We start from the raw sequence: 14,537 nt of genomic DNA, 5'->3' as shown, positions 1-14,537 counted from the left end.
GGCGCCACCCACACGACTGAAAGACGAGAGTTCTTTGAATCCAGGTTTACATAAACGAGCCATGGTTCACACCCACATCGCTAAGAGATAGGCCGTTAGATGCCTTCTCGTCGATTTTTGGGGTGTACCAGAAATGTCAATAGTTTTATTGTGATTTCATAAACTTTACACAAAAATAGAGATCCAAATTTATACAGCAACTGCATAACTCATGGAAGAAACACTTTACTCTCAGTTTGTGGAAATTATGGTTCAAAAAACAGACTGTGTTGCGTCCTATGTCGTCATTCCCAATGAACAAGGTGAGATGAAGGTTGTCTCGTGGTCCGCAAAAGAGGAGGGACTGAAACGAGTCCTTGCACAGTCTGCCTGTCTCAATACGCTGGTTCGTGAACCGCATGACAGCATTGAGGCGCGAAAAATGCGCTATAACCTGATGTCGTGGCCGATCCTCTTTCCGGATGCAAAGGAGCCCCAGGCCTTCGTGAAATTCGTCTTTGCGGAGCGTATGCGTATTACGCCGATGCTCATTAATTTACTTGAGCAAGTGATGGAGAGCCTCAAAAATGCGCTGCATTTAATGAAGAATCGCGAAACGCTCAACCAGTGGGCATGGCTTGATCCACTGACGGGAATCTCCAATCGCCGTGCACTTGATCGTTTTTTAGAAAATATGAATGACGGCACGAAGTCAGGGGCTGTCGTCTATGTCGATCTTGATGACTTTAAGCCCGTCAATGATCGTTTTGGCCACGAAACGGGCGATCGCGTTTTGCAGGAGGTTGCCAAACGACTAGTGGATGAGCTCGGAGAGAATGACCTTGTTTCACGACTTGGCGGGGATGAATTTGTCGTGATTCTCGTCGGATTGGAACAGCGTTCAGATCTGCTTGAACGCCTTGAAACGCTCGATCGATTGATCCAGCAACCGATCTATGTCGATGGCGTCTCTGAACCGCTCTTTGTTCACGCGAGTATGGGCGTAACCCAGTTTAAGCAAGGGCACAAACTGCCACATGATATGATGCGGATGGCTGATCAACAGGTGTACATCGCGAAAAACGTCAAGCATTCCAGATCCGTCGCCTGGGAAATATCTGAGTAAGGGTGTGGGTATGCAAAGTTGGCCTGGGAGATCGATCCCAGGCCAATTCAATTCCTAGGAGTCAACGTGCGCCACGCGCACGCTCAACGCGTATTGCGTTTTTTGTTTCCTGCCAGCAGCAACCCTATTCCAGCGCCGATGAAAAGAGTGCCAGCACCTGCTTCAGGGAGGATCGGAAGTCCTGTGACTGGTGTGGTGGCGGCTGTCACCACATGTGTTGGCTTGAGGATGACATACGACATGCGTTGATTTTCTTCGGTGTGCGGCAGGGCAGTCACGCCATGAGTCGCGACAGGTGTCACGTAGCGCAAGCCGCTTGGAGTGACTTGATACACAGCGCTTCCCTGCGGGTAACCGCGCTCGGTCAATCGCAAGAAAGCGTGATTGACGGCTGCGGGCGGCAATTGGACGATAAAGTTACCGGCGAGCGCCTCGCCCGCTGGAATAAATTCGCGCAGCGCGAGGGCGGTTTGTGCAGATGAGGTGATCGTTACAGCGCCAGGGATTGTGGCAGGAAGTTGTACCGTCACATCTTCTTCGCCCACGACTTTGGTCACGCTCCGCCATTGAACCTGCTCGTGTGGCGCGCGACTCGCATTGATTGACGGTTGCAACACGAGTACATCAAGGGATGTGACGCCGGGCGCCAGGGTGATGTCACATTGACCGTTTCGAATCGTGACAGGGAGGCGGGCAAGGTTTTGGCCGACAATGGCATAGACTGCGGCTCCAGCGTTCGCCTGAAGGTGTTGCAGGTGGAGGATCAGCGGTTTTGCGGATACAGTTCCTGCCAAGCGAACACCGCAAGATCCGATGACATGAAAGCCGGATGGAAGTTGCACCGATCGTAAAGACCAATCCACAGTGGTGAGTGCGATGGTTCCGCGATGACTCCACGCACCACGCGGGACAGACAGTGATGCGTCACACCCTTGTGCGGCGGCGCTCAGTGTCTCACCTATTGCACGATCCTGTGTGTCTGCAAGGATGGCGCCGGCTGGTTTTGTGAACCAATCGAGTTGCAGTGATCGACGGTCGTCCCCTTTCCCTTTGTCTCTATCTCCATGTTTATTTCCGTCTTCTTGGTGTTGTTTTCCGTTCTGATGATCCACTTGCTGAGATCTTCCGTCTTGACCCTCGTGATGTCCACCGTGGTCGGACCCTTTGGCAAAAGCCACTCCGGTTACGGACAGTGTCATCAGCGCGGTGAGTGTGATGCCAGCCAAGCACTGTGCCCTATTCAACTTCATACGAATCATCCCCCGTAGTGAGTGTCAATGGTTTGAAGTTTAAGGTGGCCGCCTGAGGCGGGAATGGCACTCATGCGGATATCATAGCGTCGACCGTTGACGAGTGCGGTCACGTTTGCCGTCGCTTGGATCAGGTGAGAGCCTGCTACCCTTAGATTTACTTGAAAACTGCTTGCATAGCTGACACGGTGAAGGGATGCACCCCAAAATGGGTTGATACCCAGCGCTTTTGTGCCCATCGCGCTCAGCCACGCATGCTGTTTGAGGGCGGATGCGTGGAGCCATCCGGCAAACAGTTCCTCGAATGCATTGGCGGCGGCAAGAGGGGAGTTGCTTTCTGACCATACGATCGACGGACTTCCAGAGTATGTGAGGCTTCCCATAGGGATCGGATTGGTCGCAAGGGTTAACCCCTCACGCCACAATGCGGCGGGAACGACGGGCTGCCAAGTGATGTTTCCAGGAATTTTGCGCGCGATCGGCGGAGATTGGTGAAAGAGTTTTCCTGAGACAAGCTGCGCTTCCACCAAGTAGCGATAAGGCGTTAAATAAAGAGCGCCCAGTGGGTAACAGGTTTCGAGAACAATTTCTGGTGTGGCGGAGTTTGCAAGCGCCGTGCCTGTGCGTACGATGTGGTGGGCTATGATGCGATAGACAAATTGACCGTACGTCGTCGTGACAGTGAGCAGATCTCCTGTGCGCAGGCGATCAATGTGGCGAAACCACGTCGCGTTGTGTGCGGCAAGTATGCCGCGCCCAATTTGGCCGGGAAGGGCACTACCGGGCAGATGGCCGACGGCACGCTCTAAGTCAACATCCGCTGTCCCTTGTACAATGGGTGCAATCAGTGAAAGTGCAGGGATCTGGATCAGGCCGATGCCTTTTCCCGGCGCGGGTGTCGGTTCTCTTGGCGCAACCACGTCAGATAGCGGCATGAACTGAAGCCCTGCCGATGTGTTCTGCGGAGTGTACACCATGGATGACGGAGCAAGAGAGGCTGGACTCGCTTGATGCGCCAATATCTGATCCTCTTGGCGGAGTTGGCTCTGTCCCGCAACGCGCGCGTTTGCGAACCAGAGTGGAATCTGTGCGAGCCACCCTGCACCGATGACGATGAGAGACGCGCCTGCCAGGCGCATGATGGCGCGTGTGTTCAAACGTATCCCTCCCTCAATGTGCAAAATCGGCCTGCAAAAAAACGTGTTAAAATTTTTGGTTTTTGCATGCGAATTACCATATGTTCAGGTGTTCGTGAGTTGTGATTAAAGTCTGACGGTGGACGAGCTGTCGATTTTATTGAGCATTTGAACGGGCTTAAGAGCACGTTGCGCACACCGCATGACGCTAAGGAAATCTCTTGAAAAATAGCAACCACGTATCCAGCCACTGTTTACTGTTTTTCCTTCTTCGTATGCACACTGAAGGCGTGAATGGCTTCTGAAGATACAGTAACGTCAGAATACTACGCCGACGTGGTACCATAAATGTAATCGATCTTTGGTTAGTGATCACTTGATATGGATTGAACGTATGGGGGATACAGTGATCCAAATGACGGCGAACACAGACAAGACAGCACCAATTTCCATTGCTTGAGGCACACCGATTTCCGTAGCAAGCAATCCCCCCATCATCGATCCTATTGGAATAGTACTCCAACTGATGAATCTCATTGTTGCCGATACTCTTCCTCTCATTGCGTCAGGTGTAATGTTCTGTCGAATATGTGCAGCGTTTATTCCATAGGACACGACGCCGTACGATCGTAAAAGAAGCCCCAGGGTCAGGGATATGAGTGGAGCATACCATGATGCTATCGAAACGAATACAATGCCTGCCCCTTGCAACATGGTAGAAACAATCACCGTCGTGCCCAGTGGCAGCAACTTTCGAACGAAAATTGAAAGTGAAGCTGCTGCAATCAGTCCAATGTTTGAGATTGTAAAAATGATGCCGATCATTCCAGGGCCAAAATGTAAGATTCGTACAGCATATACCATTAAAATTCCTTCAATGAGAGACCAACCAAGATTGGACAATCCAGAAAATACTGCAAAGTGTTTTAAGAATTCATGATGAAGTACAAAGTACATACCTTCTCTGATCTCGGATAACACGCTAGGTTTGGATGTGTTGACATTTTCAGTCCATCTTGTTCTTATTTCTTTTACCTGAAGCGACAAAAAAATAACAGCGGAACAAATGAAACTTATGCAATCAAAAATTACTGCAAAGGGCGCAGAAAGTATCGAAATGAGACCGCCAGCAATGCTTGGGCCGACAATCTTTGCAGCAGATTGACTGAGTTCTAATGCGGCATTTCCGCTTTGTAATTCGTCTTTTTGTATGATGGTTGGTAATAACGCCTCAGATGCAACATCAAAAGACACTGTGAAACTGGCCACAGCAAATACCACGATATAGAGAAGCCAGATGGAACGCATGTCATAATGAACGGTAACAGGTACAGACAATAGAATCATTGCGCGAAAAAGATCACTGACCATGACAATGGGTCGGCGATTGCATTTGTCAACCCACGCGCCGATAGGTAGCGAAAATAATGCAAAGGGGAGAAAATCCAGTGCGTTCAGGACACTGACCTGAAATGCGGAAGAGTGTAGAATAGTGACTGCAATCAGAGGCAGAGCAATAAAAGAAATTTGTGTTCCAATTTGGCTAATTAAAGTCGCAAATAACAATTTAATGAGATTATCATTTTTGAAAATGAGGAAATTAGACAAACTGCCCTCAACTCCTAAACGTCGCTCATCATACCCATATCGTCATTCTTTCTTGAAGTCATCCTTATTCAGCAAGTTTGTTCCAACTCGCAAATGAGCACGCCTCGCATGATCATTGATCTGATTCTGCTATGAGTCCATGTCCAATAATCCAAGTTCTGCAGGTGTCTTTGTTACAAGATTAGGGATGAAGAGCAACCCGCTTAGGATCACGAACACTCCGATGATGATGAGTATCCATGAAAGCGGTATGACAATAATTAGAAAACCAAATAAAGCTAATCCTGCTGGAACGGCAAGACGATCGAGAGCATTTGATGCACCACCGACACGTGCTCTTAAGTTTACGGGAATCGCCTCAATGAACATGGCTCCAACGGTTGCATTCATGATTCCCAAGGCAAATGATGAAACTAGGGCAAGTCCCACGGCATACCAAAGTCTGGGCTCTAGACTCATAAGAACGATGCATAATCCCATCATGGTGGAACCGCCGAAAACATAAAATCTTGGATGTATATGTTTGGGAAGAAGGCGAATGAAAAAACCACTGATCAGCACACCAATGGCAAAGCATCCGTTTATGACCCCAAGGTCGTATGCAGTTCCGTTCATCGGCCCCTTCACCCAAGCAACCATCACGATTTCCAACGGTCCAAGCACAAAATTTGCTATGAGAGCAAACACTTGATTCCGCAAAATCTCTCTGTTGCGGAATATGATGGTAACGCCCTCTTTCCACTCTGCAAAGAATCGATGTTCTTTACCGTTGCATTCTGATGCGGGTTGAACTGTTCTTTGGATGCGAATAAAACGCAGTGTAAAGACGGAAATCAGAAAGGAAACGGCGTTCAGAAGAAAAAGCGTTGGTGCGCCGAACAACGTGAGCAATCCACCCCCACCAAACGTTCCAACCAATCGTGAGAAGGCACTTGCTGATTGGGAGTAACCCATCGCTTGTTTTAGTTGGTCATCACGGATAATCAAAGGCAATAAGGCGGTATTTGCAGGACTGAAAAATGTACCTGCGAAGCTTAAAATGAACATCAAAGTGTACAATCCCATAAGCGTCCCACTTCGAATCTGTGGTGATAAGATCGCTACCAAAAATATTCCTATGGCGGCCAGACTACGCACTCCGTCAGACGCCATCATGGTTGATTTTTTGTTCCAACGTTCTACAAAAACTCCGGTGAAGAGTGCGGCGAGCATAGGTAATGAATCAATGAATCCTGTTAAACCAAGAAGTCCCTTGGAGCCCGTTAATGTATACATATACCATGGTAATGCAATTTCAAAAAAGCTATTTCCGATTTGAGAAATCACCTGACCAGAGTAAAGGATCCAATAGTCGCGATTTTTGTATAACGGTGTGCAATAGGAATTCTCCAAAATTTCACCGTCCAATAAAATGGCATTATCAAGATAATACATGAAAATTGTGAAATGCAGATGATTTTCTGTTTAGATTTATCCGTGATGGGGATTACAACGACGAATCACAACCATCTCTTGCATGCGGAGAAAGTTGGCACGCGTTGGGCATCTCTTTCCGGGCAGGAGCCTCAGACTTCCTGCCCTTGGCGATTTCTTTTAGATGGATCCTCCCAAGGAGGAGTAGATCAGGGCGATGTTCAATAAAAGAATCATGATCGCAATCGCACTTGAAAAGAAGGTCGTCGCGGGTTTGTTCACAAGACTGCCCATGATGTCTTTTTTACGCGTGAAGTAGATTAGGGTCAGAATTGGGGCAGGCAGAGCGATACTGAGCAAAACTTGACTGATCACCAGTGTCTCGGTGGGGTTTACGCCGAGTAACACAATGATGAAAGTAGGCAACATGGTTACGACGCGTCGCACCCAAAGCGGAATCTTAAATCCTACAAATCCTTGCATGATGACTTGCCCCGCCATGGTACCGACGGCCGAACTCGAGAAGCCAGAAGCCAAAAGAGAAACCAGGAAAACACCGGCAGCCGCTGAACCAAGAAGTGGTCTTAGTGTCTCATACGCCGTTGGAATGCTTGCAATGGTCGTATGCCCCGTATTAAAAAAAACAGAGGCTGCCATGTACATCATGGCCATGTTGATGATCCCGGCCAGAGACAGGGCCATCAGCACTTCAATACGGCTGAAACGATTAATGAGATGTTTTTCCAGATCATCATTTGGTGTTACGCGATTTTGCGTAAGACCCGAATGGAGATACACCACATGTGGCATGACTGTTGCTCCGATCACGCCAACGGCCAAGAGCAGCGCATTGCTGTTGCCCATCCATGGCACGATGCTGTGAAAAAGAATTTGACTGGCGGAAGGTCGTGAAAGAATTGTTTCAACAAGGTACGCCGCCCCGATCACCAGCACCAGGGCTGTGATAAATCGTTCGAGTGGCCTGAAGCCGAACCGTTCGAGCATCAGGATCAAGTAGGTCGTGATGCCCGTCAAAAAGGTACCGATGATGAGTGGAATGTGAAACAGCAGGTATAAGCCGAGAGTCGCCCCTAGAAACTCAGCCAAATCGGTGGCCATTGCGGCGAACTCCGAGATGATCCAGAGGCCGATCGATAGCCACTTGGGGAAGTATTGACGGCAAAGCTCAGGCAAATTTCGACCGGTCGCAATACCCAGTTTTGCGGACATGTACTGAATGAGGGTGGCCATGGCACTCGCCATGACCACAACCCATAGAAGCTTGTATCCGAATTCCGCCCCTCCCTGGATATTGGTCGCAAAATTCCCAGGATCCATGTATGCGATGGAGGCGATAAAGGCAGGGCCGATAAATGGCAGGAGTGCGCGAATGCCTTTGCGTTTTCCGGTGAGTGAACTTCTGCATGCCAGTGTGGCGCGATCTTCTTTCACTGGTACCGAGACAGATGGTAGTCCCATGATCAACAAGCCTCCTCGTGCTCAGCATGCGCCGTTTTTCCTGATGGAAATATATTTTCTGTATGGCAATAAAATTAGCTTAGGGAAACTTTTTCTGTCGCTTAAACTATATGTCGAATCAACACGCAAGTAAACCCTTGCGTAAACTTTTTTGTTTGCACATCTGTGATGGGCATCCTAAAATCCCCCAGATGAAAGCAGAACGCAAAAAATGCCCCACTGTCCAAAGAATGTTTGTAGGTTTGCGAGGGAAATTGTTTCCAACTCGTAGATCTTGAAATAGAATAGAAGCAATGATCATTCACACGGGAGAAAATATGTCGATACCGCTGATTCTTGGAGTCGTTTTCGTGATTTTTTTGGGAGCTTTGATGCGCACTACGTTTGGCTTTGGCGAAGCGTAGTGAGTATGCCGCTACTGACACTGCTTCCACTCCATTTGCATACTTCTGTTTCTTTAATGGGGTTTGTCGGACTTACGGTAGCCATATTTGCTGTAACGACGGGTTGGCGGAATATCCATCGCAAAGCGTTGGTTCCATTGGTTTTGGCCGCTCTCGCCGGAATTCCCGTCGGGCTCATCATGGTGACTTACGTTCCGACAAATGTCATGACAGGATCACTCGGTGTGGCACTTTTCGCTTATGCGATTTATTCTTTAACTCGACCATTTTATGTTATCACAGACGCGCGGGATCGATTGCATCATCCGTTTTGGGGCGTATTATTTGGTTTTGTCTCGGGTGTTTTTGGCAGTGCGTATAATTTTAATGGCATTCCGGTTGCGGTTTACGGTTCAATACGCGGATGGCAGCCGAAAATTTTTCGAAGCACCATGCAAGCTTATTTTCTCATATCGGGTACACTCATCGTTATTGGACAGGGAATAAGCCGGATGTGGAATTTTAATGTGTTTACTCTGTATTTATTTTCTCTGCCATCCATGGCTGCAGCCATCCTGGTGGGTACTCTACTTCATCGAAAAATCCCCACAGACAAATTTCAACGCTACATCTTTTTCCTTGTCATGACGCTTGGGGTAGTGCTGTTCGCAAAATCGATCCTTTGATTCTCTCTGTCACAGGAATTATCCCCGCTTCTTATCTTCTGACGTTTACTCCTCGTTTATAGACAGACACCGTTGTGAATAGTTTTTGAGGGTCGATTTCGGCAAATATTACGCTTAACAATACGATGGAGGCTCCGGCAATCCCTTGCAAAGAGAGTGTTTCGCCTTGAAAGAAATATGCAAAAATGACTGTGAACACGGGCTCCGTGGAAAAAATGAGACCTGTGTGAGTGGGCGGCGTGTATTTTTGTGTAACGGTTTGAACGATGAAACCAAACGCGCTGCACAATATGCCCAATGCGAGAACTGCGACCCATGCGCTGGGTGTATCCGGAAGCTGAGATTTATCGAAAAACATACCAAAAAATAGCCCCAATAAACCTGTAAATCCGAGCTGGATTGTGCCTAGTGTGATTGCGTTCGCAGTTCTTGTGAACACACTTGTTACGATGATATGGATTGCATACAGGATCGCGCCCAAAATGCACAGAATATCCCCGGGATTTATGCGAAATTTATCATTCAGTGTGAGCAATCCAACGCCAAGGATTGCGGTACAAACGGAGACAATCACTCGGATTTGAACTTTTTGTTTTGTGATGGTGGAAGTCAGGATTGGTACAAAGACAACAGCCAAGCTAACCAAAAATCCCGCATGTGTTACTGAAGTGTACTGCACCCCGTACGTGATCGCGACAAAGACGAAAAACAAAAGGACGCCTAAGATCATTCCTTGATAGAACGTTCTTTTATCGACCTTTAAAAGTCGTTTATAAAAAATTGTTCCAGACAGTAGGAAGGCAATGCCAAACCGCATTGCAATCAGGTTTAGTGCATGTACGTCCATGAGACCCAGTTTCATAAACAAATACGATGATCCCCAAAACATCGTGACCATCAGCATGGCGAGGTCAGCTTTTAACCGATTGGACACTCTTTCATCTCCTTGATACAGGTGATTCATTATGCTTAAGTATACGTATGGTTTTGGATTCGTAAATTGAATGTTTATAATATCATATATGAATTAAATTCATGTTTTTGGAGGGATATAAATTGAGCTTGAATAAATTTGAGATATTTAATGCAGTGATTGAGTTGGGCAGCCTGACGCGCGCGGGAGAGTCACTCGGATTGACACAATCCGCGGTTAGCCACGCCATTTCCAGCCTTGAAAACGAATGCGGGTTTTCATTACTTTCGCGAGGACGCACAGGAATCAGTCTGACAAGCAACGGGGAACGAATGCTAAAGTATATGCAAGAGATGCTGCGGTGGAATGAACAGATGAAACAGGAAATTGCGCAAATCAATGGATTTGAGGTGGGCACAGTGCGAATCGGCACGTTTACGAGCGTATCGACCCTTTGGTTGCCGGGAATTATCGAGGAATTCTCCACCGAACACCCTAGCATTGAGGTCAGGCTGCAGGAAGGGAACTATCGTGAAATCGAGTATTGGATTGCAAGTGGCGTAATCGATTTTGGATTCGTAAGTCTCCCTGTATCAGAATCGCTTGAAATCATTCCATTGCATCAAGATCGAATGCTGTGCATTTTACCAGACAATCACCCACTGCACAATGTGAATGGAATTGAGTATCGGCAAATCGAGAATGAATCTTTTATTATGCCTAAGACAGGCTGTGACAATGATGTGAGGCGAATTTTCCAACGAAATCAGGTAAAACCAAAAATCAAATTTGAACTGGAGGATGACTATGCAATAATTGAAATGGTGCGGAAAGGGCTTGGCATCAGCATACTCCCAGAAATGCTCTTGTCTAACCTTCGCAATGAAGTTTGTGCCGTGAGTTTTCACGATACGCCTTCGCGAACGCTCGGGATTGCCGTCCATTCTATAAAATCGCTCTCTCCTGCCGCTAAAAAATTCATTGCGTGTACAAAATCGTGGTTAAATCATCAAGTCTACTCCACGAATGGTTCCCAATGGTTCAAAGGTGATCTTATGCCTTATGAGACGAAATGAATAAAAAGAGTGGAATTCTCAGTCGGCAAATGTATTCGTCTTGATCCAGATTGGACGGTGATGGTCGAGACTCCCGAAGAGATGTGACGGTCAATCCTGCTTTTTGAACGGCAGTAAAATAGTCCTCAATGGTACGATGATATTTAATCACGGTACTACCCAACCAAGGAAAATTACGCTCACCCGTTTCAAAATAATGATCAACGATCCAGTCCGCTCTTCGCGTGGAGATTTCTGCACTTCGCGTGCAAGCGGTCAGCACGGGATGTTCAACAGAAAAAACGAATTGTCCGCCTGGAACGAGTGTTTTATATACGTTTTGAAAACATGCCTCAACATCCTTGATGTAATGGAGTGCCAATCGAGAGACAACGAGATCAAATGTTTCTTCTGGATAATCCCAATCCTCGATCGAAGAGTGAATGATTTCTCCCTGTGTGCCTTGTAGCGTGGTGTGTCCCGCTTTCACCATGTTTTTGGAACCTTCCACCCCAACATAGCGACGACCGCCTTGGTTTATCGATTCAAGACCGAAGTCAGCGTTCCCACAACCAAGATCGAGTATTGCCCGATTTCGTACACTCCCGACGAGTCCCATAAAAATGGGTTTCTCAATTGTGTCATTCGGGTTTTGCGACTTACTTCTGCGTTGCATGTAGGTATCATAAACGGAAGATTGATCGTAAAAGTCTGGACCGCTATACCCCATGGTTGTCATCTCACGCCCTTACCATTCGTCTGATGTTGATTCTCAAGATGGCATCAGTACATTGCAAGCACGGCTAGGCTGTTGTGTAAACTGTGTTATCCATTTGAGAATACGCGATTTTTATCTCTTCCGACGATTACACCGTTTTCTTCAACGATTGTGACTCTAATTGGGAACAGTTGCTTTTCTTCTTGGTCTATATATACCCGATTCGCCAAACGCTTCACTGTGTTCCTTTAAAACAGTTCAGGATGATATCGGTCAGCCAGTCGTCTGCTCGCTTGATTGGGATCGATATCCCAAACCAATAATTGTTCCTGCCGTGGGGCAGCGACTGTCAGTCGTTCTCCGAAAGGAGAAATGATGGTTGTTGTGACATTTTGGGATGCAAGGGCGTAGTTGACGCTTGCGAAAAAAATGTTATTTTCTCCGCTTCTACAAATCATGGCATTTTGATAAAATTCCGGGTTCGTTACTTCGTTAGTAAATTGAGGGTGGAACACGATACGCGCTCCTTGACGAGCTGCCCATCGTACCGTCTCAGGATACCGCCATCCCTCATGACAGATGACAATTCCGAGTGTTACTCCCTTTATCTCAAACACCCTACGATGAGTTCCAGGCACATACCCGAATTTGTCTTCATCTGGGTCATATTGGTTTTTCGTTTGATAACCAAGTATTTCTCCGCTTTCAGAAATCATAAAAGCTACGATATGAAGTCCAAGGTCATCTTGCCACTCCATCGGTAAAATGACTGCGATCCCAGAATTCCTGGCATGAAGACGAACTTCGTCGAGTATACCCGTCATTCGATCGTGATCGTAGGCTTCGACCGAATATCCAACTCCCCGCAATCCAGGGATGATCGATTCCGGGAAACAAATTATATCGCATTGTTGCTTTGCTGCCTTTGTTATGGATTCCCGGACGATGCGAGACCCCTCAGTCGCTGATTGCGGAAATCTGGTTTGAGCTAATGCGATCCTCACGAAGCACCCCCAAATATCTGATCTTGTTTATGAACAAATTCAAGCCGTGAACAAGGCTGGCTAGGAAGATGGTGCGTCGTCCTAGTTCTGTGTGTCATATAGTGGTTTTATAATGCAATAGCGGTTGATTTTGTCATTCGTTTTTTCAAGTTCGTCACCCGCTCATCAAATAGAATTTTTCCAAGATCGTTGGCGGTTTTTGCATCAACTACGAGGCTGTATTCCGTAATGTTGGGCTGAATGCGCTCACACCATCGAATTGTTTAAGAAGTTGATTGTTTAAAATTTCTACGTCCAAGATTGATAACGGTACTCATTGACACGACACCTAAAAGGATGGAAATCGATATACCATATATCCATAGATGTTCCTGCTCTATAGAGTATTCAGGTCCACCCATGGTCTTACCAAGCGATGGATAATAAATCCACCAAAATAATTTGGAACCGAAATGACATGTCGCGATTATAGAACAAACGAATACAATGATTGATAACCAAATCAATTTGGATTTCGTTTTTAATCACTCCTTAAACGATATCTTTACACCACACCACCCGCATGTCAGACGGAATCTGTCCGTTCGCTGTTCGATAATGCTATAGATAAATGCGCCTTACTCAAGGCGCATTGAATGGATGATCAAGATGACTTTTGTTGCGCTATTGGCTTGATTTCAATCGTAAACGATGAGGAAATAGAGGATAAATTGTACTGTGAATGAATGTCCATAACATTTCCAGCGCAAAATAGGCCATAGCTAAACTCGAAATTGTAAAAATGCCGCGTAGCAACTTTGCACCGACATATTTGCGTGACCATGCCACCAACGCGGAAATGCCAATGCACCAAGCAAATGCGCCAACCGAAAAACCAAGAAATAACAATAACAGTTTATCTATCAACGGCATGCCTACAATATGACTCGCAAAACCACCGCCAATGCCACCCCAGAAAGCGATGCCAAAGGGATTGGCTAACGAAAAAACGACCCCTGTAATGAAATCCCGTTGTTCCTTTTTATCGTGATTCAAAGTCAAGTCGAGTGGCTTTCGAGCGTCTAAAAAGGATAACCATGCCATTCGCAGTAAAAATGTGATTCCTGCGATGCCCAAAACAATGCGGACAGACAAAAAGTGAAATACAAGCGCAACCCCTGTTAGACCAATGATTGCCCAGACCAAATCTCCTAAAAGAGCACCAATTTGAACCAAAAAGGAGGCAGTAAAACCTCTCTGCAACCCCCTGCGCAGTGCTTCGGTATTTACAGCACCTGGAGCCGCACTGTAAACAAAACCGAGTATGCTTGCCGTGATCAAAAAAACGCTCATTTATTCGCCCCCTCTGAGTTATGATAGTTGATAAACGCGGCCACCGTCTAGTTGCTTCAGCTATGTTGACGATTCCAACAAATTTACTCTACCTTCGGGGGAGAATGTAGTCTCTGACTGAAGGGGATGCAGAAGTTAGAATTAAATAAGCCACAGATCCGGCCTTTATAGGCTATGATGCACGGGATCATTCTGTACAAAGATAAAACGATCCGGCATATCAGAAGATTGTCCATGTATAAAAAGATGCCTGCGAAAGCGCATCTCTTTATGACTGGTTTGATATTTCGAATGTAAACTGGCTTCTTTTTTCAACTGTTGGTCACTTCGTAACCACAGTTTTAAAAGCCGTTACAGGATTGCCCGTTTGTTTAATTTCTCAAGTTTCGCACCCTTAAGCAGCTATTCTTGCCTTGATCGTACTGGGCAAACTGGCAATAAAGTGTTGTACGGCC

Annotated in this window: 12 protein-coding genes; 3 read left to right on the top strand and 9 right to left on the bottom strand. The window is 46.7% G+C overall.

Annotation, left to right across the window (positions count from 1 at the left end; all coding sequences use genetic code 11):
- Nucleotides 1-247: 247 nt before the first annotated feature.
- Nucleotides 248-1,105 (top strand): GGDEF domain-containing protein, encoded by an 858-nt coding sequence (locus tag ATW55_RS09810; protein WP_160327221.1) that lies wholly within the window; start codon nucleotides 248-250, stop codon nucleotides 1,103-1,105.
- An 83-nt stretch (nucleotides 1,106-1,188) separates the two neighbouring features.
- On the opposite strand, the gene ATW55_RS09805 is transcribed toward ATW55_RS09810, so the two are convergent.
- The 5 genes from ATW55_RS09805 to ATW55_RS09785 all read right to left on the bottom strand — a co-directional run bounded on the left by ATW55_RS09805 (nucleotide 1,189) and on the right by ATW55_RS09785 (nucleotide 7,991).
- Entirely contained in the window at nucleotides 1,189-2,355 is a 1,167-nt protein-coding gene (locus ATW55_RS09805; RefSeq protein WP_067716554.1) for a hypothetical protein, read from the bottom strand.
- A 5-nt stretch (nucleotides 2,356-2,360) separates the two neighbouring features.
- Complete coding sequence (locus tag ATW55_RS09800; RefSeq protein ID WP_067716549.1) at nucleotides 2,361-3,512, bottom strand: class D sortase; 1,152 nt, start codon at nucleotides 3,510-3,512, stop codon at nucleotides 2,361-2,363.
- Nucleotides 3,513-3,863: 351 nt separating this feature from the next.
- Nucleotides 3,864-5,099, bottom strand: a complete 1,236-nt coding sequence (locus ATW55_RS09795) for an MFS transporter (RefSeq protein ID WP_067716546.1) — start codon at nucleotides 5,097-5,099, stop codon at nucleotides 3,864-3,866.
- Nucleotides 5,100-5,228: 129 nt separating this feature from the next.
- The gene (locus ATW55_RS09790; protein WP_067716543.1) at nucleotides 5,229-6,533 is read right to left on the bottom strand and encodes an MFS transporter; all 1,305 of its coding nucleotides are present in this window, start codon (nucleotides 6,531-6,533) and stop codon (nucleotides 5,229-5,231) included.
- A gap of 159 nt (nucleotides 6,534-6,692) precedes the next feature.
- Nucleotides 6,693-7,991 carry an Nramp family divalent metal transporter gene (locus ATW55_RS09785; RefSeq protein ID WP_067716539.1) on the bottom strand — a complete coding sequence of 433 codons (1,299 nt, stop codon included), beginning with the start codon at nucleotides 7,989-7,991 and terminating at the stop codon, nucleotides 6,693-6,695.
- A gap of 409 nt (nucleotides 7,992-8,400) precedes the next feature.
- Here ATW55_RS09785 and ATW55_RS09780 point away from each other — a divergent pair, with 409 nt between their 5' ends.
- Nucleotides 8,401-9,060, top strand: coding sequence for a sulfite exporter TauE/SafE family protein (locus tag ATW55_RS09780; RefSeq protein ID WP_067716535.1), 660 nt, complete (start codon nucleotides 8,401-8,403; stop codon nucleotides 9,058-9,060).
- 31 nt (nucleotides 9,061-9,091) lie between these two features.
- Here the strand turns inward: ATW55_RS09780 and ATW55_RS09775 are convergent, their stop codons facing one another.
- Nucleotides 9,092-9,994 (bottom strand): DMT family transporter, encoded by a 903-nt coding sequence (locus ATW55_RS09775; RefSeq protein ID WP_153005115.1) that lies wholly within the window; start codon nucleotides 9,992-9,994, stop codon nucleotides 9,092-9,094.
- A 122-nt stretch (nucleotides 9,995-10,116) separates the two neighbouring features.
- Between ATW55_RS09775 and ATW55_RS09770 the strand changes: the two genes are divergently transcribed.
- Nucleotides 10,117-11,049 (top strand): LysR family transcriptional regulator, encoded by a 933-nt coding sequence (locus tag ATW55_RS09770; RefSeq protein ID WP_082685729.1) that lies wholly within the window; start codon nucleotides 10,117-10,119, stop codon nucleotides 11,047-11,049.
- Here the strand turns inward: ATW55_RS09770 and ATW55_RS09765 are convergent.
- The 3 genes from ATW55_RS09765 to ATW55_RS09755 form a co-directional block, all read right to left on the bottom strand.
- Nucleotides 11,027-11,767, bottom strand: coding sequence for a class I SAM-dependent DNA methyltransferase (locus ATW55_RS09765; protein ID WP_067716527.1), 741 nt, complete (start codon nucleotides 11,765-11,767; stop codon nucleotides 11,027-11,029). The genes ATW55_RS09770 and ATW55_RS09765 overlap by 23 nt on opposite strands.
- Before the next feature lie 227 nt (nucleotides 11,768-11,994).
- A complete protein-coding gene (locus tag ATW55_RS09760) occupies nucleotides 11,995-12,750 on the bottom strand; it encodes a carbon-nitrogen hydrolase family protein (protein ID WP_067716524.1) in 756 nt (251 codons plus the stop codon).
- A 663-nt stretch (nucleotides 12,751-13,413) separates the two neighbouring features.
- Nucleotides 13,414-14,082, bottom strand: coding sequence for a LysE family transporter (locus ATW55_RS09755; RefSeq protein ID WP_067716522.1), 669 nt, complete (start codon nucleotides 14,080-14,082; stop codon nucleotides 13,414-13,416).
- Between the last annotated feature and the right edge of the window lie 455 nt (nucleotides 14,083-14,537).

The sequence above is a fragment of the Ferroacidibacillus organovorans genome (genome assembly GCF_001516615.1).
Classification (GTDB): Bacteria; Bacillota; Bacilli; order Alicyclobacillales; family SLC66; genus Ferroacidibacillus; species Ferroacidibacillus ferrooxidans_B.
This window is presented reverse-complemented; position numbering and strand designations above follow the sequence as displayed.

Bases quoted from the DNA above. Each gene is read 5' to 3' on its own strand.
- ATW55_RS09810 (WP_160327221.1), top strand. From the start codon at position 248: ATGGTTCAAAAAACAGACTGTGTTGCGTCCTATGTCGTCATTCCCAAT.
- ATW55_RS09805 (WP_067716554.1), bottom strand. From the start codon at position 2,355: ATGAAGTTGAATAGGGCACAGTGCTTGGCTGGCATCACACTCACCGCG.
- ATW55_RS09790 (WP_067716543.1), bottom strand. From the start codon at position 6,533: ATGTATTATCTTGATAATGCCATTTTATTGGACGGTGAAATTTTGGAG.
- ATW55_RS09785 (WP_067716539.1), bottom strand. From the start codon at position 7,991: ATGGGACTACCATCTGTCTCGGTACCAGTGAAAGAAGATCGCGCCACA.
- ATW55_RS09780 (WP_067716535.1), top strand. From the start codon at position 8,401: ATGCCGCTACTGACACTGCTTCCACTCCATTTGCATACTTCTGTTTCT.
- ATW55_RS09765 (WP_067716527.1), bottom strand. From the start codon at position 11,767: ATGACAACCATGGGGTATAGCGGTCCAGACTTTTACGATCAATCTTCC.
- ATW55_RS09755 (WP_067716522.1), bottom strand. From the start codon at position 14,082: ATGAGCGTTTTTTTGATCACGGCAAGCATACTCGGTTTTGTTTACAGT.